The sequence below is a fragment of the Blastococcus sp. SYSU DS0828 genome, assembly GCF_054050975.1.
Genome location: NZ_JBJHAK010000004.1, coordinates 209499 through 227524, shown reverse-complemented (window position 1 = coordinate 227524; position 18026 = coordinate 209499). Strand labels below are relative to the sequence as shown.

Here is an 18026-nt window from a genome sequence, read left to right as displayed (position 1 = left end):
TGACGCATGCCTGCCCGCACCACGCCGAACCGCCGGCCGGCCGCGACCCGCAGCCGCTCGGGCTCGACGGCGGCGAGCAAGAAGCGGCCCGCCACCAAGCGGGCGCCCAACCGGCGGCAGCCCGCCCGGAAGAAGCCGTCGTCCGGTGGCTCGGTCTGGCGGATCGCCAGCGGGGGCTGGAACCTGCTCGCCCGCGGCGCGGGCGGTCTGGCCCGGTCCGTCGCCCGGCCGGAGGAGGCGGAGCCGCTCGCCCCCGAGCACCGGCGCGACGGGGTGGGACTCGCCGTCCTCGGTCTGGCGATCGTGCTCGGGGCCGCCGCATGGAGCAACGGCATCGGCCCGGTCGGGGCCGCCCTCACCGACGGGGTGCGCTGGGTCGTCGGCTCGCTGGTGATGGTGCTGCCCGTCGTCCTCTTCTTCGCCGCCCTGCGGCTGCTGCGCCGCGGCCCTCGTCCGGAGGCGCGCGGCCGACTGGCGATCGGCTGGCTGTGCGCCGTCGCGTCGGTGCTGGGCATCGCGCACGTCCTCGGTACCCCCGCAGTGCCGGAAGCGGGCGAACCCGGGTCCGGTGGGATGGTCGGCTGGGCCGTCGGCACGCCGCTGGTGGCCGGTGTCGGTGCCGCGGTCACCGTCGTGCTGCTCGGGCTGCTCGCCTTCTTCGGCCTGCTCGTGATCACCGCGACGCCGGTCCACCAGATCCCCGAACGGGTCCGCGAGCTCACCGATCGGCTGCTGGGCCGCGACGACTACGACGAGGACCACGACGCCGACGACTACGACGAGGACGACGAGGAGCCCGCGCCCAAGGGGCGCCGGCGCCGCAGCTCGCTGTCGGAGGACCTGCTCACCACCGGGCCCATCGACCACGGGGCCTACGCGGAGGCGCCGGAGGCGACCCGCACCACCGACCCCGAGCACACCGTGCTGGCCCCCCCGCCGCCGGTACCGCCGACCGTGCGGCGGCCGGTCGAGGACCGCACCTCCCCGCCCGAGGACCTGCCGCCGATCACCGAGCCCGAGCAGCTGTCCATCCAGCCGGTCGAGGGCGACTACGTGCTGCCGGCGCTGTCCATGCTGCGGGCGGGGGACCCGCCGCGGGCGCGGTCGAAGGCCAACGACGTCGCCATCGAGGCCATCAGCGGGGTGCTCGACCAGTTCAACATCGACGCCGCCGTCACCGGGTTCACCCGTGGACCGACGGTCACCCGCTACGAGGTCGAGCTCGGTCAGGGCGTCAAGGTCGAGAAGATCACGCAGCTGACCAAGAACATGGCCTACGCGGTGGCCAACGACAACATCCGCATCCTCGCCCCGATCCCGGGCAAGTCCGCGGTGGGCATCGAGGTGCCCAACACCGACCGCGAGAAGGTCAGCCTGGGCGACGTCATGCGCTCGCAGGCGGCCAAGCAGGACCCGCACCCGATGCTGGTCGGGCTCGGCAAGGACATCGAGGGCGGCTTCGTCTGCGCCAACCTGGCGAAGATGCCGCACCTGCTGGTCGCCGGTGCGACCGGTGCGGGTAAGTCCAGCTGCGTCAACTCGATCCTGACCTCGCTGCTGCTGCGGGCCACCCCCGACCAGCTGCGGATGATCCTGGTCGACCCGAAGATGGTCGAGCTCACGCCGTACGACGGCATCCCGCACCTGATCACGCCGATCATCACCGACCCGAAGAAGGCGGCCACCGCGCTGGCCTGGCTGGTCGAGGAGATGGAGCAGCGCTACCAGGACATGAAGTCCACCGGCGTGCGGCACATCGACGACTTCAACCGCAAGGTCGAGAAGGGCGAGATCACCGCGCCCCCCGGCAGCGAGCGGGTATACCGGCCCTATCCGTACATCCTGGCGATCGTCGACGAGCTCGCCGACCTGATGATGGTGGCCCCGCGGGACGTCGAGGAGCACATCGTCCGGATCACGCAGAAGGCGCGTGCGGCCGGCATCCACCTGATCCTCGCGACGCAGCGCCCCTCGGTCGACGTCGTCACCGGCCTGATCAAGGCCAACGTGCCCTCGCGGCTGGCGTTCTCCACCTCCAGCCTGACCGACAGCCGGGTCATCCTCGACCAGCCGGGCGCCGAGAAGCTCATCGGCATGGGTGACGCCCTCTTCATGCCCATCGGCGCAGGCAAGCCGATGCGCGTGCAGGGCGCCTTCGTCACCGACGCCGAGATCGAGGCGGTCGTCGAGTTCACCAAGCGCCAGGCCGAGCCGGAGTACCGCGAGGAGGTCTTCTCCGCGGGCAGCGCCGGGGGCGAGCAGAAGGAGATCGACGAGGACATCGGCGGCGACCTCGACCTGCTGCTGCAGGCCGTGGAGCTCATCGTCACGAGCCAGTTCGGGTCGACGTCGATGCTCCAGCGCAAGCTGCGGGTCGGCTTCGCCAAGGCCGGCCGGCTCATGGACCTGATGGAGAGCCGCGGCATCGTCGGGCCGTCCGAGGGCTCCAAGGCCCGCGACGTGCTGGTCAAGCCCGACGAGCTCGAGGCGACGCTGTTCACCCTCCGCGGCGGATCGTGATGAAGGACCCCGCTGCCCCCCGCCACTCGCAGGCTCGCGGCGGGACCCTGCCCCGGGGCCGGACTACGATGGCCGGGTGACAGCCACGCCCAGCCCTGCCCGGACCGTGGCCGTGGTGACCCTCGGGTGCGCGCGCAACGAGGTCGACTCCGAGGAGCTGGCCGGCCGGCTCGCCGCGGAGGGCTACCAGCTGGTCGAGGACGCCGAGGGCGCCGATGCGGTGCTCGTCAACACCTGCGGGTTCATCGAGACGGCCAAGAAGGACTCCGTCGACGCGATCCTCGCCGCGACCGACTCCGGTGCCTCCGTCGTCGCGGTCGGCTGCATGGCCGAGCGCTACGGCTCCGAGCTCGCCGACGCGCTGCCCGAGGCCACCGTCCTCGGCTTCGACGACTACGCCGAGATCGGGGGCCGCCTCGACGACGTCCTCACCGGCCGCCCCCTCGTGCCCCACACGCCGCGGGACCGCCGCACGCTGCTCCCGATCAGCCCCGTGGAGCGCTCGGCGGTGCTGGCCGGCGCCGGGGGCCGGACGGACGCCGCCGCAGGCCCGGCGATCCCCGGGCACGACTGGCTGCGCCGTCGCCGGCTGGCCTCGGGGCCGTCGGCCGCGCTGAAGCTCGCCTCCGGGTGCGATCGGCGCTGCGCCTTCTGCGCCATCCCGGCCTTCCGCGGCGCCTTCGTCTCCCGGCCGCCGGCCGAGGTGCTGTCCGAGGCGGCCTGGCTGGCCGGCCAGGGCGTCACCGAGCTGGTGCTGGTCAGCGAGAACTCCACCTCCTACGGCAAGGACCTCGGCGATCTGCGCTCGCTGGAGAAGCTGCTGCCGCAGCTGACCGCGATCGAGGGCGTCGCGCGGGTGCGGGTCGCGTACCTCCAGCCGGCCGAGCTCCGTCCGGGTCTGCTGGAGGTCATCGCCGCGACCGACGGGGTGGCGCCGTACTTCGACCTCTCCTTCCAGCACTCCTCGCCGTCGCTGCTGCGCCGGATGCGCCGCTTCGGCGGTACCGACGACTTCCTGGCGCTCATCGAGCGGGCACGTGCGCTCGCGCCGGCGGCGGGGTTCCGCACCAACGTCATCCTCGGCTTCCCGGGGGAGACCGAGGACGACGTCGCCGAACTGGAGCGCTTCCTCGTCGAGGGCCGGCTCGACGCCGTGGGCGTCTTCGGCTACTCCGACGAGGAGGGCACCGAGGCGATCGGCCTGGACGGCAAGCTCGACCAGCACGAGATCGACGCCCGGGTCCGCCGGATCACCGACCTGGTCGAGGAGCTGACCGCACAGCGGGCCGAGGAGCGCATCGGCGAGCGGGTGGAGGTCCTGCTCAGCGAGGACCTCTCCGCCACCGACGGCCCGGGCACCTGGTTGGGGCACGCGGCCCACCAGGACCCGGACGCCGACGGCACCACCACCCTCACCGGCGTGCCGGCGGGTGCGGTCGCCGGTCAGGTGCTCCCCGCGGAGGTCGTCGGCACCGAGGGCATCGACCTCGTCGCCACCGCGCTCGTCGCCGCCGTCGCACCGGCCGGGCGGTGACGCAGATGAGCGGCGTGGCCCCCGACCCGGCGGCGACCCCGCCGCAGTCGGTGCGTCTGCTCAACCTGCCGAACGCCCTCACGGTGCTGCGGCTGGCGGTGGTGCCCGTGCTGGCCGTGCTGCTGCTGCGCGAGGACGGTCTCGACGACGCCGGGCGCTACTGGGCCACGGTCGTCTTCGGCCTGGCGATCATCACCGACCGCTACGACGGGCTGATCGCCCGGCGCACCGGTCAGGTCACCGAGTTCGGCAAGCTCGCCGACCCGATCGCCGACAAGGCGCTGACGGGCACCGCGCTCGTCGCCCTGTCCGTGCTGGCGCTCCTGCCCTGGTGGGTGACCGCGGTCATCCTGGTCCGCGAGGTGGGGGTCACCCTGCTGCGGTTCTGGGTCATCCGCCACGGCGTCATCGCCGCCAGCCGCGGCGGCAAGGCCAAGACCGTGCTGCAGTCGCTCGCGATCGGCCTGTACATCCTGCCGCTCAGCGGCGCCCTGGCCACGACCCGCTGGTGGGTCATGGCCGCCGCCGTGGTGCTCACGGTGCTGACCGGCCTGGACTACGTCTACCGCGCCATCACGCTGCGGCAGACCAGCGCCCGGGCCATGCGGGCGGCGACCGCCCGCCACCAGTCGGGTGCCGACCCCTCCACCCGCCGCGACACCGCCGCCTGAGCGGTCGTGGCCACCGCGGACGGCTCCGCCGCGCTCGAGGCGCTCGCCGGTGAGGTGCACCACGCACTGCTCACCCGCGGCGCGACCGTGGCGGCCGCGGAGTCGCTCACCGCAGGGCTGTTCTGCGCCACCCTCGCCGCCGTCCCCGGCGCCAGCGCCACGCTGCGCGGCGGGGCCGTCGTCTACGCCACGGATCTGAAGACGGTCCTCGCCGGCGTGCCTGCCGACGTGCTGGCGGCTTCCGGGCCGGTCAGCCCGGAGACGGCGGCGGCGCTGGCGGAGGGCATCCGTGCCCGGTGCTCGGCCACCTTCGGCGTCGGGCTCACCGGGGTCGCGGGCCCCGGCGAGGTGGACGGGTACGGTCCCGGCCGGGTGTACCTCGGGCTCAGCGACGGGCAGCGCACCGACGTCGTCCGGCTGGACCTGCCGGGGGACCGCGCCGCTGTGCGCGCGGGCGCGGTGGCCAGCGCGTTCACCGCCCTGCGGGACCGGCTGCGTGGAGCGGGCGACGGGAACGCCGAGCCCGGGGGCGGCGTTACGCCATGAGCGGACTCGGCCCCGTCGGCGGGCTGACGGCGCACGCGCCGCGTACCGTGAGCGCACGGTGCCGGACGGCACCGCCGCTTCCCCGCTCGCAGGACAGGAGACGGCCATGACGCTGCTGCGCACCCAGCTCGGGAACACCCTGCGCGGCCACCGGCTGCGTCAGCACCGCACGTTGCGCGACGTCTCCGGTGCTGCCCGGGTCAGCCTCGGGTACCTCTCCGAGGTGGAGCGGGGGCAGAAGGAGGCCTCCTCGGAGCTGCTCGCCTCCATCTGCGACGCGCTCGAAGTCGAGCTGGCCGACCTGCTCGCCGAGGTGAGCCTCGAGCTGCGCGGTGCCGCCGCCGGCGCGGAGGTGCGCCCGCTGGCGGCCTCCGGCGAGGCCGCCCCGGCAGCCGAGACCGCCGAGGCACCTGTCCCGGTGGACGCCGGCGCCGAGCCCGCGCTGGCGCTGGTCGGCGCCGGGCAGCAGGGGCGCACCGCGCGCCGACGCGACGCGGTCTCGCTCGCCGCCTGACCGCCCGTACTTGACGGCGCCGTCCGTCGGTGCGAGACAGGGCACGTGCTCCCCGACCCGGATCCTGGTGCCGTGCCGGCGCGTCCGGTGCCCGGCCGACGGGCCCGGGGTGGGATGAACCGCACCCGCGCGGGGCTGCTCGAGGGCGCCACGCGCGCGTTCGCCGCTGCCGGGCTGCGGCGCAGCACGATGCAGTCGGTCGCGGCGGCAGCCGGGGTCGCCAAGGCCACCCTGTACAACCACTTCCGCACCAAGGACGACGTGGTGCGCGCGCTGCTGGCCGCGGAGCTGCACCGCCTCACCGACCTGGCGGCCGGGCTGCCCGCGGCCGAGGCCCTCGCCGTGCTCGCCGACGAGCTCGCCACGCACCCGGTGCTGCGCCGGCTGGCCGAGACCGAGCCCGACCAGCTGGCCGGGCTGCTGGCGCCCGGCGCCGAGACGTGGGCGGGCCTCACCGGCCGGCTCGCCGTCGTCCTCGGCGTGGACGACGACGGCGCGCAGCTGGCCGGCCGATGGCTGCTCGGCGTGGTGCTGCAGCCAGGGCTCACGACGCAGCGGCGCCGGCAGGCGGCGCTGCTCGGTCAGCTCCTGGATTCCGCCGGCTGAGCCGGGTGCTCCAGGGGCAGCCGGCGGGTGAACACCACCCGGTCCTCGTCGGGACCCGCGTGACCCGCTGAGGGCGCCGAGTGTGCCCCGAGGTGGGCGGCCAGGGCGGCAGCCCCGGCGTCCCCGGGCAGGGCGACGGCCTGGAGGACCCGGGCGCCCACCCCGGCCGCGAGGCCCGCGAACCGCTCCAGCAGCCGGACGGCGACGCCACGGCCGCGGTGGGCCGGGTGGACGGCCACGGCCTGGACGACGGCGAGCCGGTCGGCGCTCACGACACCGAGCAGGTACCCCGCGTCCTCGTCGTGCGGCGTGAGGGCGACCGCCCCGAAGCCACCCAGCTGGTGGAAGAACACCGGGTCGTGCAGCGCGGTGACGGCGGCGTCCTCCAGGGGTGAGCCGGCCCAGAACTCGGCACGCCGGGCGAGCAGCCGGCCGCGCAGCGCCCCCGCGGAGAGCTCCTCGAGACCGACGAGGCGGAGGCCGGCGTCACTCACCGGGGGCCCCGCGCCGCCGCCAGCTCCGCGCGGGTGGGCGGATCGGCGCCCACCCGGGTGCAGTTGACCGCGGCGACGAGCGCGGCGTCGTCGAGCAGCGCCAGGAGCTGGTGGTCGGGAGCGGCCGCCAGGGCGGCTCGCGTGGTGAGTCCCGCGCCCAGAAGCCCGGTCAGCAGCCCGGCGGCCAGCGAGTCGCCCGCTCCCACCGTGTCGACCACGGCGACGCGGGGGCTCTCGCGGTGCTGCACCGGCCGGCCCGGACGGGCCATCCGCAGCGGAGCGCCGCCGTCGGTGAGGACGACCAGCGCCGGACCGCGGTCGGCCCAGCGCCGGGCGGCGTCGTCCAGGTCGGTGACGCCCGGTTCCAGCCAGGCGAGGTCCTCGGCGCTGACCTTCACCACGTCGGCGTGGCCGACGAGCTCGTCCAGTCGGCTGGTCACGGCTGCCCGGTCGTTGCCCAGCGAGGCGCCGACGGGCCCCTCGGCCAGCATCGGGCGGATGTTGGGGTCGACGCTGACCAGCGCGCGGCCCGACAGCCGGCGGACCAGCCGGGAGATCGCATCGCTGCCGGGCTCGGTCCAGCTGGAGATCGAGCCGACGTGCAGCGCGCCCACGTCCTCCGGCAGCACCCGGTCCAGCTCCTCGTCGGTCCACTGCCAGTCGGCGGCGCCGAGCACGTGGAAGCCGTAGTCCGGGGAGCCGTCGGCGTCGACCCCGACGACGGCCAGGCTCACCGGTTCGGCGGCCTCGACGAAGCCGGTGGTGTCGACGCCGGCCAGTTCGGCGTGCCGGCGCAGGTTGGCGGCCAGCGGGCCGGTGCCCAGCCGGGCGAGCAACCGCACCGGGGTCTCGAGGCGGGCGGCGGCGACGGCGACGTTCAGCGCGTTCCCCCCGGGCCGCGCGACGTAGTGCGGCGCCGTGCTGCTCTCGCCGGCCCCGGGCACGGGCAGCAGGTCGACGACGAGCTCGCCGAGGACGCAGAGAACGGGGCTGGCGGGCGGCATTCTGCGCACCCTAGCCGCGACGCGGCTGGCCCGCGTTGGCTGCCGAGGGTGATCACCTGGGACGATGCTGGGGACGAGCATCGCCGGTCCGGCGAGTGCGCCGGAGCAGGAGGACCCCATGCCCAACCCGTTCGTGAAGCTGTGGAAGTACCTCACCGCATCGGCCAATGCGCAGATCGACCAGCGGGCGGACCCGAAGGTGCAGATCGCGCAGGCGATCGAGGCGGAGCAGCAGCGGCACCAGTCGCTGGCCAACCAGGCCGCCGCGGTGCTCGGCAACCAGCGGCAGCTGGAGATGCGGCTCAACCGCCAGCTGGGCGAGGTCGAGAAGTTGCAGTCCTCGGCCCGCCAGGCCCTGACGCTGGCCGACCAGGCCCGCGCCAAGGGCGACGCGGCGAAGGCGGCCGAGTACGAGCAGGCCGCCCAGGCGTTCGCCACCCAGCTGGTGGCTGCCGAGCAGTCGATGGAGGACCTCAAGCGCAGCCACGACGAGGCGCTGCAGGCCGCCGAGCAGGCGCGTGGCGCGGTGGAGCAGTCGCGGATGCGGCTGCAGACGACGCTGGCCGAGCGCACCAAGCTGATGAGCCAGCTCGAGCAGGCGAAGATGCAGGAGCACGTCGCCAACTCGATGCGTCAGGTCAACGAGCTCTCCGCGCCCGGCAACACCCCCAACCTGGGGGAGATCCGCGACAAGATCGAGGCCCGCTACGCCAACGCGCTGGGTCAGGCAGAGCTGGCGCAGACCTCGGTCGAGGGCCGGATGCTCGAGGTCGAGAAGGCGACCCTCGACGTGGCCGGGGCCTCGCGGCTGGACCAGATCCGCGCCGGGATGGGCGGCGGGACGCCGGCGGTCGAGGCCGGCGGCGCCGCGGGTGCGATCGAGCAGGGTGCGCCCGCGCCGGAGCAGGCCGCCCAGCCGCAGGCGCAGCCGGCGGAGCGCCCCGAGCAGGCCTGAGCAGCTAGCGGTAGACGGTCACCGGCTGCGGGCGGTCCGGCTCCCCGGTGCGGGCCTGCGGGTCGATCGGGGAGCGGGCCGCCTGGCAGCGGGGGCACCACCACGTCACGCGCTCCTGCGTCGGCGGCCCCTGCTCGCCGAGCAGGATGCCCGTTCCGCACCGGAAGCAGGGGCGGCCCTTCCGGCCGAAGACCCAGTGGTCGCGGCCGCGCCGCGGGTCGCCGGTGGTGTTCTGCTCGGGGTGGTGCAGGTTCGCACGCATGAGCCGCTGAGCGCGCTCGACCAGCGGAGCCAGGCGGCCGTCGACGTCGGCCACCCGCGCCCACGGGTGCAGGCCCAGCAGGAACAGCGACTCGACCTTGTAGAGGTTGCCGATCCCGGCGAGGTTGCGCTGGTCGAGGATCGCCACGCCGACCTGTTCGTCGGGGTGGGCGCGCAGGCGGCGCAGCGCCTCGTCGAGGTCCCAGTCGGGACCGAGCACGTCCGGCCCGAGGTGGCCGACGAGCTGCTCCTCGTCCGTGGTGGGCACGAGGTCCACGTCGTGCAGCCGGTAGCCGACGCACTCCCACTCGTCGGTGGCCAGCACGATGCGGACGTCGTGGGCCGGGCCGCCCTTCCAGCGGGTGCCGGGGCGGTGGATGTGCCAGCTGCCGTCCATCCGGAAGTGGGTGCGGAGCGTGCGCCCGTCGGCCAGGCGGATCAGCAGGTGCTTGCCGCGAGGGAGGACCTCGGTGACGGCCGCGCCGGTGAGGTCCAGCGCGGCCAGCTGAGGGAGCCGGAACTCGCCGCGCCGCAGCGTGGCCCCGGCCAGCGCGGTGTTCATGCGCTCGGCGGCCAGCCAGACGGTGTCTCCCTCGGGCACGTGTCCATGATCCCCGGCGGTGGGCCGGCCTGCCCCTCCGGTGTGAGAGCCCCGACAACCGGGAAGCCTGCCGCCGCCCGATGCGCTGGCCCGGCTGTGAGCGTGCCCCCGCGACTGCGCACCCGGCTCGGAAGCGCCCGAACCGCCCCCGACCGCCAGCCGGTCACCGTCACCGTCGCGCGCGTGGTGCGGCCCGATCGGCGGGCGGCCTTCGAGCGGGCGGCCGGCGCGGTCCTGGCCGAGGCCGCCAACTACCCCGGCAACCTCGGCGCATCCCTGCTCCACCCGGGCTCCGGCAGCTCCGAGTACCACCTGGTCTACCGCTTCGCCGACGCGGACTCGCTCGCCGCGTGGGAACGCTCGCCCGAGCGGCAGGCGTTCCTCGCGCGGTTGCCGGGGATGGTCGAGGACGAGCGCTACGCCCGCGCCGACGGCCTGGACAGCTTCTTCACCCGCCCGGCCCGGCCCGGCCCCCGCTGGCGGGCGTCGGTTCTCACGATCGCGGCGGTGTTCGGCATCACCTCGGTGCTGCAGCAGGTCGTCATGCCGTACCTGTCCGGCTGGCCCCTGGAGCTGCGCCTGCTGCTTTCGGCCTGCGTGGTCGTGACCGCTCTCGGATACGTCGTGATGCCGGTGCTCACCCGCCTGTTCGCCCGCTGGCTGCACCCCGACGGGGACTGATCCCCCGGCAGGTCGAGGTGGTGGCGCGGGGCGCCGGCAGACGTAGGCGCGGCGTTCGGTCGTAGGCCATCGGCCGTTCGCCGGCCGGCGTGACCCTGGGAGAGGTCGGACCGCCTACCGGGGGGAATGCCGTGACCGACCCGACCGACGAAGCCGCCACATCCGCGCAGCCGGCCCCACGCTTGAGCCGGAAGCAGATTCTGGTCCGCGCCGCACTGGCCCTCGTGCTGCTCTACCTGTTCCTCGTGGGCGTCGGCATGGTCGAGGACGGCATCGCCCACATGGGCGAGGGGTTCAACGATGCGGTGCTGGCCGGGGTCAGTCATCCGCTCTCCGGCCTGTTCGCCGGTGTGCTGGCCACCATCCTCGTGCAGTCCTCGTCGGTGTCGACGTCGGCGATCGTCGGGATGGTGGCGGCCGGGGTGATCCCGGTGGAGATCGCCGTGCCGATGGTCATGGGAGCCAACATCGGCACCACCGTGACCAACACGCTGGTCACGCTGGTGAGCATGCGCCGGAGGGCGGAGTTCCGGCAGGTGGTGGCGGCGGCGACCATGCACGACCTGTTCAACTTCCTCGCCGTGCTGATCCTGCTGCCGCTGGAACTGCTCACCGGCTTCCTGGCCTCGGCGGCGCGCTGGCTGGGTGACGTCATCGCCGGCACCGGCGTGACCGGGGTGGACGTCGAGAGCCCGTTGGCGATGGCCACCGACCCGGCCGTCGAGGGCGTCTCCACCCTGGTGGCCGCGCTGGTCCCGGCCGGCGCCTTCCTCGGCACCGTGCTGCTGGTCGGAGGCATCGTCGCGCTGTACGTGACGATCCGCTTCATCAGCACGAACATGCGGGCCGTGGTGACCGGCCCGCTGCAGGAGAAGGCGAATCGGTCGGTGAGCAAGGCGGGTGGCCTGGTGGGCATCGCGGTGGGCACCGTCGCCGCCATCGCGGTCGTGAGCTCCTCGATCGTCACGGTCACGCTGCTCCCGCTGGTGGCCGCGGGGGTGCTGACCGTGCGGAACGCCTATCCGATCACCATCGGCGCCAACCTGGGCACCACGGTGACCGCCCTGCTCGCGGCGCTGGCCACCGGGCAACCAGAGGGGCTGGTGATCGCGCTGGTGCACGTGCTGTTCAACATCTCCGCCGTCCTGCTGATCTACCCCGTGCCGCAGGTCCGCTACCTGCCGGTGCGGCTGGCCGAAGGCCTGGGGGCCTTCGCCGCACGCCAGCGCTGGGCCATGCCGGCCTACGCCGGTGGGGTGTTCATCGCCCTGCCGATCGCCGCCGTGAGCCTGGGCTGAGGCCGGCGCGGGGGCTCACCCGCGCAGGCGCAGGCCGCGGGGAGTGGCCGCGAAACCGGCTGCCTGCAGTGCCTGGGACAGCGCGGTGTCCTCGTGCACCGAGGCGCCGTCGGCCTTCTGCACGACCATCCGGCCCAGCGCACCCGCGGACACCGCGCCGGAGAGCGCCGTCGCTGCTTCCTTGAGCACCTGTTCCTCCTCGGTCCAGGAGAGCAGCGTCTTCCCACCGCGCTCGACGTAGAGCACCAGCTCGCCGTCGACCAGGACGACCAGCGCCCCCGCCTTGCGCCCGGCCCGGTGCCCCGCCTTCCGGCCGGCGCCGGTGCCCTCGCCGAGGTCCACGGCCGTCCCGTCGGCCGCGACCGTGCGCTCGGGCCAGGGCAACGCCGCCCCGTAGACGTTGGCCGGGTCGGTCGCGGCGAGCACGACGGCGCCCGCCGGCACCCGGTCGGGCGAGGCGAAGCTGCGCAGCCGGTCGACCGATCCGGGCGTGCCGAACTGGGCGGCCCCGAGGGTCTCCACGAAGTAGCCGCGCCGGGCCCGGCCGTTCTCCTCGAACGCCCGCAGCACCGGGTAGACGGCGGAGAAGCCGCCGACGACCTGCTCGGCCATGACCGCGCCGCGGGTGAGGACGCCGTGCCGCTCCAGCAACGCCTCGGCCCGTGCCGTGGTGCGCCGGGTGGCGTTGGCCTCCCGGTCGGGCAGCCGCGACCAGCGCCCGGCCACCGTGGGCGGGCCGCTGCGGGTCGGCATCGCGCCCCGGCTCAACCGCGGGCGGCCGTAGCGGTTGCGCGTGACCCGCGGGGGAGCGGCGGCCCGCTTGTGGGTGCCGCCCCCGCTGAGCCGGGTGCGCAGCGGGGCGAGGGTGTCGTTGGTCAGCGCGCCGGCCCACACCAGGTCCCACACCAGGTCGGCGATCGCGGCGTCGTCGGTGGCGCCGAGGGCATCGGAGAGACCCCGGAAGAACATCGCCTGCCCACCGGCGAGCAGGTCGAGCAGCGGCTGCCCCTCACCGGCGACCTCCAGCTGCTCGGGCAGCAGCAGCGGCGCCAGGTCGGCGGGCACCAGGCTGAGCCACCCGTCCCCGCCGGGCAGCCCCCCGGCGCCGGCCCACAGCACCTCGCCTGCGCTGGTGAGCTCGTCGAGCATGGCCGGCGAGTAGTCGCGCACCCGCGCCGGCAGCACGAGCGACTCCAGCGCGCTGGCCGGTACCAGGGCACCGGCCAGCTGCTCCACGACGGCGAGCACTCCGTCGGCACCCCGCAACCGGCTGCCCACCGACTGCCAGGAGGGCGTGAACCGGGCCAGCGTGCCGGTGGGCACCGGCTCGACCTCCTGCCGGAGTCTGGCCAGGCTGCGCCGCCGGATGGACCGGAGCACGTCGGCGTCGCACCACTCCTGCCCGGTGCCGCCGGGGCGGAACTCCCCGGAGACGAGCCGCCCGGTACCGGTGAGCCGCTGCACCGTCGCGGTGACCACGGCGACGCCCAGGCCCAGCCGGGTGGCGGCCTCGGCGGGCTGGAAGGGGCCGTGCGTGCGGGCGTAGCGGCCGACCAGGTCGCCGAGCGGGTCGGCGATGGGCTCGGTGAACACCTCGGGCACGCCGACGGGCAGCGCGGTGCCCAGGGCGTCCCGTAGCCGGCCGGCGTCCTCGATTGCGACGTACCGCTCCTCGCCGGCGATGCGGACGACCAGGGCCCGGCGGGCGGCGACCAGCTCGTCGAGCCACTCCCGGGGCACGCCTCGGCGCGCTGCCTCTGCGGCGGTGAGGTCACCGACCACCCGGAGCAGGTCGCCGGCGCCGTCGACGTCGCGGGGGTGGCGCTGCTCGGGCAGCCGCTGCAGCTCCGCCTCGATCTCGGCGATCGCCTCCGCGTCGAGGAGCTCGCGCAGCTCCGAGCGGCCGAGCAGCTCCGCGAGCAGGCCGGTGTCCAGGGCGAGCGCCTGGGCCCGGCGCTCGGCCAGCGGGGCGTCACCCTCGTAGAGGAACTGGCCGACGTAGCCGAACAGCAGCGACTGGGCGAACGGTGACGCCGTCTCGGTCTGCACGTCGACCACCCGCACCCGCCGGGCCCGCACGTCGCGCATCAGCTCGACCAGCCCGGGCACGTCGTAGACGTCCTGCAGCACCTCGCGCGCCGCCTCGAGGGTGATCGGGAACGAGGCGAACTCGCTGGCGACCGAGAGCAGCTGGGCGGCGCGCTGCCGCTGCTGCCACAGCGGGGTGCGGCGGCGCGGGTCGCGGCGGGGGAGCAGCAGCGCGCGAGCGGCGCACTCGCGGAACCGGCTGGCGAACAGCGCCGAGCCGCCGACCTCCGCGGTGACCTCGCGCTCGACGTCGTCGGGGTCGAGGACGGCGAGCTCGCCCTCCGGTGGCTCGCCGGTCGTGTCGGGCAGCCGCAGCACGATGCCGTCGTCGGAGTGCATGGAGGAGACGTCGACGCCGTAGCGCTCCCGCAGCCGCGCGGCGAGCACCAGCGCCCACGGAGCGTTGACCTGGGCGCCGAAGGGGGAGTGGACGACCAGGCGCCAGTCGCCGAGCTCGTCGCGGAACCGCTCGACCAGCAGCGTCCGGTCGTCGGGCAGGTGGCCGGTGGCCGCCTTCTGCTCGCCGAGGTAGGCCGCCAGGTTCGCCGCGCCCCACTCGTCCAGCCCGGCGGCCCGCGCCCGCTCCAGCCCGGCCTCCGGGGTGGCCGAGCCGACCTCCCGGAGGAAGGCCCCCAGCGCCCGGCCGAGCTCGAGCGGCCGCCCGGGGGCGTCGCCGTGCCAGAACGGCATCTTCCCGGGCTGGCCGGGCGCGGGGGTGACCAGCACGCGGTCGTGGGTGATCTCCTCGATCCGCCAGGACGAGGACCCCAGCAGGAACACGTCGCCCGCGCGCGACTCGTAGACCATCTCCTCGTCCAGCTCGCCGACCCGGCGGCCACCGGCCCCTTCGCCACCGACCAGGAAGACGCCGAACAGCCCGCGGTCGGGGATCGTGCCGCCGCTGGTGACGGCGAGCCGCTGGGCGCCGGCGCGGGCGGTGAGCGTGTCGGTGACCCGGTCCCAGGTGAGCCGCGGGCGCAGCTCGGCGAAGGCGTCCGACGGGTAGCGCCCGGCCAGCATGTCGAGGACGGCGTGCAGCGCCGACTCCGGCAGCGAGGAGAAGGCCGCCGAGCGCCGCACCAGCGCGCCGACCTCCTCCACGGTGCGGGGCCGCTCGGCGACGATCGCGACGATCTGCTGCGCCAGCACGTCCAGGGGGTTGCGCAGGTAGCGGATCGACTCGATCGCGCCGGCCTTCATCCGCTCGGCCACCAGCGCGCACTGCACCAGGTCACCGCGGTACTTGGGGAACAGCACCCCGCGGCTGACCGCCCCGACCTGGTGCCCGGCGCGACCGACCCGCTGCAGCCCGCTGGCGACCGTGGGCGGCGCCTCGACCTGGACGACGAGGTCGACCGCGCCCATGTCGATGCCGAGCTCGAGGCTCGAGGTCGCGACGACGGCGGGCAGGCGGCCGGATTTCAACGCCTCCTCGACGACGGCCCGCTGCTCGCGGGAGACCGAGCCGTGGTGGGCCGCGGCGACCGGCTGGAAGGCCTCCGGGAGGCCGCCGCCGGAGCCGGCCTGGGCCATCAGGGCGGCGGCGTTCGTGCCGGGCGGGACGGGCTCGCCGGTGGTGCGCTCGTAGGCCAGCTCGTTGAGCCGGCTGGTCAGCCGCTCGGCCAGCCGACGGGAGTTGGCGAAGACGATCGTGCTGCGGTGCGCCTGCACCAGGTCGAGCACCCGCTCCTCGACCGCCGGCCAGATCGAGTTGCGCGGCTGGTGCCCGGCCGCCGAGCCCTCCAGCTCGCCGGTCGGTTGCCCCAGCTCGCTCATGTCCTCGATCGGCACGACTACCGAGAGGTCCCAGCGCTTGGTCGAGCCGGGGGAGACCACCTGCACCGGCCGGCCGCCGGCGAGGAAGGTGGCGACCTCCTCGATGGGCCGCACGGTGGCCGACAGGCCGATCCGCTGCGCCGGCCGGTCGAGCAGCTCGTCGAGCCGGTCGAGGGAGACGGCGAGGTGGGCGCCGCGCTTGGAGTCGGTGACCGCGTGGACCTCGTCGACGATCACCGTCTCGACGCCGCGCAGCGCCTCCCGCGCCTGGCTGGTGAGCAGCAGGAACAGCGACTCCGGCGTGGTGATGAGGATGTCGGGCGGGCGGCGCGCGAAGGTGCGCCGCTCGTCGGCGGGGGTGTCGCCCGAGCGGATCCCGACGCGGATCTCCGGCCGCGGCAGCCCCAGCCGTGCGGCGGCCTGGCCGATGCCGGCCAGCGGCGCCCTCAGGTTGCGCTCGACGTCGACGGCCAGCGCCTTGAGGGGGGAGACGTAGAGGACCCGGCACCGCGTCCGCTCGTCGGCCGGCGGGGTGGCGGCGAGCCGGTCGAGCGACCACAGGAACGCCGCCAGGGTCTTCCCCGACCCGGTCGGGGCGACGACGAGGGCGTGCTCGCCGCTGCTGATCGCCTGCCAGGCCCCGTCCTGGGCGGCCGTCGGCTGCTCGAACGCACCGGTGAACCAGGCGCGGGTGGGCTCGGAGAACCGGGCCAGCGCACCGGGGGCGGGAGTCGGGCGGGCGGGCACGCGCTCAGTGTCCCCGCCGTGTACGACACTTCGCTGACCGGCGGGCGCCGGACGGCGGGACCTCCCCGCCCGGGAGACGGGAGTGCACGTGCCACCGCTGCAGCAGCCCGAGGCCACCGTCGACGTCGCCGGCGTGCAGCGCCGCACCCTGGGCGTCCTCAGCGGCGGTGTGGCGCTCGCCGGGCTGGGCGTCACCGTCGGCATCACCGCGGGCGGGTTGCTGGCCCGCGACGTCGCCGGCACCGACACCGCCTCGGGCCTGGGGCAGACGGCCGGTGTCCTGGGGGCGGCGGTGCTGGCGGTGCCGCTGGCGCGGATCAGCGACACCGCGGGGCGGCGGGCCGGTCTGGCCACCGGCTACGGCGTGAGCGTCGTCGGCGCCGTCCTCACCGTCCTCGCCGCGGCGGCGTCGTCCCTGCTCCTGCTCCTGGCCGGGCTGTTCCTGTTCGGCGCCGCGACGGCGTGCGGGCTCCAGTCGCGCTACGCCGCGGCGGACCTCGCCGCACCCGAGCGCCGCGGCCGGTCGCTGTCGCTGGTCGTGTGGGCCACGACCGTCGGCTCGGTGGTCGGCCCCAACCTCGCCGCACCGGGCGCCGAGCTCGGCGAGGCCCTCGGGCTGCCGGCGCTCGGTGGCGTCTTCGTGGTGTCGGCGGTCGTGTTCGCGCTCGTCGCCGTGGGCTTCCTGCTGCTCCTGCGGCCCGATCCGCTGCTGGTGGCCCGGGCGCTCGGCGGAGGCGACGGCGGTTCCCGGCCGCGGCACGCCACCGGGGCCGCTCTGCGGGCGGTGTGGGCGACCCCGGCCGGGCGGCTGGGGATCACCGCGGTCGTGGTGGCCCACTCGGTGATGGTCGGGGTCATGGTGATGACGCCGGTGCACATGGGCCACGCGGGCGGGCCCGAGGGGACGGTGCTCCGCCTCGTGGGCCTGGTGATCAGCGTGCACGTCGCCGGCATGTACCTGTTCTCCCCGCTGGTCGGCATGCTCGCCGACCGGGTCGGCGCGCCGACGGTCGTGGCCCTGGGTGCCCTGCTGCTCCTGGCCGCGGCCGCCGTGTCGGGGACGGCGGCCCCCGCCGACTCGGTGCAGCTGGGCGCCGGCCTGCTGCTGCTCGGCCTGGGTTGGTCGTGCGGGCTGATCGCGGGGTCGGCGCTGGTCACCGCGTCGGTCGGCCCGGAGCTGCGGCCGACCGCGCAGGGCGGCACCGACCTGCTGATGGGGCTCGGGGCCGCGCTGGCGGGGGTGGTCGGGGGGCCGCTCCTCGCCTGGGGCGGGTTCGGCCTGGTGTCCGCCGTGTCCGCCGCGCTGGTGCTCCCGCTGGTCGTGGTGTGGCTCGGGACGCGGGTCAGCGCCCGCGGTAGTTCCTGATCAGCACCACGATGATCGCGACGAGCGCGACGACGATGCCGATCTCGAGGACGGTGTCGAGCGTCGCGGAGCCGGTGCCCGGGATCATGCGCGCCAGCCTAGGGCGGCACCGGCGCGAGCGGGTCCCGGCGGGTTAGCGTCGGGGTGTGCGCCTGCAGGAGTTCTGGTCCCGGCTCGACGGTCAGTTCGGGTCCATGCGCGCCCAGAGCGTGGCGCGCGACCACGTCTTCTCCACCCTGGGCGGCCGCACCGCCGTGGACGCCATCGACGAGGGCGTGCCGGTCCGCAAGGTGTGGCTGGCCATCTGCGAGGACTTCGACGTGCCCGTCAAGGAGCGCTGAGACGACGCCCACGGCCGGGTCGG

The 18026-nt window shown here is 75.2% G+C and carries 15 protein-coding genes; 11 read left to right on the top strand and 4 right to left on the bottom strand.

What is annotated here, in order from left to right:
• Window positions 1-6: 6 nt before the first annotated feature.
• From ACI79Q_RS05165 to ACI79Q_RS05140, 6 genes are all read left to right on the top strand, one after another.
• A complete protein-coding gene (locus tag ACI79Q_RS05165) occupies window positions 7-2520 on the top strand; it encodes a DNA translocase FtsK 4TM domain-containing protein (protein ID WP_456596514.1) in 2514 nt (837 codons plus the stop codon).
• Between the two features lie 76 nt (window positions 2521-2596).
• Window positions 2597-4054 (top strand): MiaB/RimO family radical SAM methylthiotransferase, encoded by a 1458-nt coding sequence (locus tag ACI79Q_RS05160; protein WP_456614317.1) that lies wholly within the window; start codon window positions 2597-2599, stop codon window positions 4052-4054.
• A gap of 5 nt (window positions 4055-4059) precedes the next feature.
• A complete protein-coding gene (pgsA, locus tag ACI79Q_RS05155; RefSeq protein WP_456614316.1) occupies window positions 4060-4725 on the top strand; it encodes a CDP-diacylglycerol--glycerol-3-phosphate 3-phosphatidyltransferase in 666 nt (221 codons plus the stop codon).
• A gap of 6 nt (window positions 4726-4731) precedes the next feature.
• Entirely contained in the window at window positions 4732-5271 is a 540-nt protein-coding gene (locus tag ACI79Q_RS05150) for a CinA family protein (RefSeq protein ID WP_456614315.1), read from the top strand.
• Window positions 5272-5377: 106 nt separating this feature from the next.
• Window positions 5378-5785 carry a helix-turn-helix domain-containing protein gene (locus ACI79Q_RS05145; RefSeq protein WP_456589346.1) on the top strand — a complete coding sequence of 136 codons (408 nt, stop codon included), beginning with the start codon at window positions 5378-5380 and terminating at the stop codon, window positions 5783-5785.
• Between the two features lie 114 nt (window positions 5786-5899).
• Entirely contained in the window at window positions 5900-6391 is a 492-nt protein-coding gene (locus ACI79Q_RS05140) for a TetR family transcriptional regulator (RefSeq protein ID WP_456589347.1), read from the top strand.
• Here the strand turns inward: ACI79Q_RS05140 and ACI79Q_RS05135 are convergent.
• Window positions 6367-6885, bottom strand: a complete 519-nt coding sequence (locus tag ACI79Q_RS05135) for a GNAT family N-acetyltransferase (protein ID WP_456589348.1) — start codon at window positions 6883-6885, stop codon at window positions 6367-6369. The two genes, ACI79Q_RS05140 and ACI79Q_RS05135, sit on opposite strands and share 25 nt — an antisense overlap.
• On the bottom strand, window positions 6882-7889 hold the full coding sequence (locus ACI79Q_RS05130; RefSeq protein WP_456596518.1) for a PfkB family carbohydrate kinase: 1008 nt from the start codon (window positions 7887-7889) through the stop codon (window positions 6882-6884). The genes ACI79Q_RS05135 and ACI79Q_RS05130 overlap by 4 nt, the downstream gene beginning before the upstream one ends.
• Window positions 7890-8007: 118 nt before the next feature.
• Here ACI79Q_RS05130 and ACI79Q_RS05125 point away from each other — a divergent pair, with 118 nt between their 5' ends.
• Window positions 8008-8844 carry a PspA/IM30 family protein gene (locus ACI79Q_RS05125; RefSeq protein WP_456589350.1) on the top strand — a complete coding sequence of 279 codons (837 nt, stop codon included), beginning with the start codon at window positions 8008-8010 and terminating at the stop codon, window positions 8842-8844.
• A gap of 4 nt (window positions 8845-8848) precedes the next feature.
• Here ACI79Q_RS05125 and ACI79Q_RS05120 read toward each other — a convergent pair whose 3' ends face one another.
• The gene (locus ACI79Q_RS05120) at window positions 8849-9706 is read right to left on the bottom strand and encodes a DNA-formamidopyrimidine glycosylase family protein (protein WP_456614314.1); all 858 of its coding nucleotides are present in this window, start codon (window positions 9704-9706) and stop codon (window positions 8849-8851) included.
• Between the two features lie 96 nt (window positions 9707-9802).
• Here ACI79Q_RS05120 and ACI79Q_RS05115 point away from each other — a divergent pair, with 96 nt between their 5' ends.
• Together ACI79Q_RS05115 and ACI79Q_RS05110 are read left to right on the top strand one after the other, a co-directional pair.
• Window positions 9803-10387: an antibiotic biosynthesis monooxygenase gene (locus ACI79Q_RS05115; RefSeq protein ID WP_456614313.1), complete on the top strand. Its 585-nt coding sequence runs from the start codon at window positions 9803-9805 to the stop codon at window positions 10385-10387.
• A gap of 182 nt (window positions 10388-10569) precedes the next feature.
• Window positions 10570-11685, top strand: coding sequence for a Na/Pi symporter (locus tag ACI79Q_RS05110; protein ID WP_456589352.1), 1116 nt, complete (start codon window positions 10570-10572; stop codon window positions 11683-11685).
• 15 nt (window positions 11686-11700) lie between these two features.
• Here ACI79Q_RS05110 and ACI79Q_RS05105 read toward each other — a convergent pair whose 3' ends face one another.
• Window positions 11701-16296 carry an ATP-dependent helicase gene (locus tag ACI79Q_RS05105; protein ID WP_456614312.1) on the bottom strand — a complete coding sequence of 1532 codons (4596 nt, stop codon included), beginning with the start codon at window positions 16294-16296 and terminating at the stop codon, window positions 11701-11703.
• 88 nt (window positions 16297-16384) lie between these two features.
• Here ACI79Q_RS05105 and ACI79Q_RS05100 point away from each other — a divergent pair, with 88 nt between their 5' ends.
• Complete coding sequence (locus ACI79Q_RS05100; RefSeq protein WP_456614311.1) at window positions 16385-17662, top strand: MFS transporter; 1278 nt, start codon at window positions 16385-16387, stop codon at window positions 17660-17662.
• Window positions 17663-17808: 146 nt separating this feature from the next.
• Window positions 17809-18003: a DUF3046 domain-containing protein gene (locus tag ACI79Q_RS05095; protein ID WP_456589355.1), complete on the top strand. Its 195-nt coding sequence runs from the start codon at window positions 17809-17811 to the stop codon at window positions 18001-18003.
• Window positions 18004-18026: the final 23 nt, after the last annotated feature.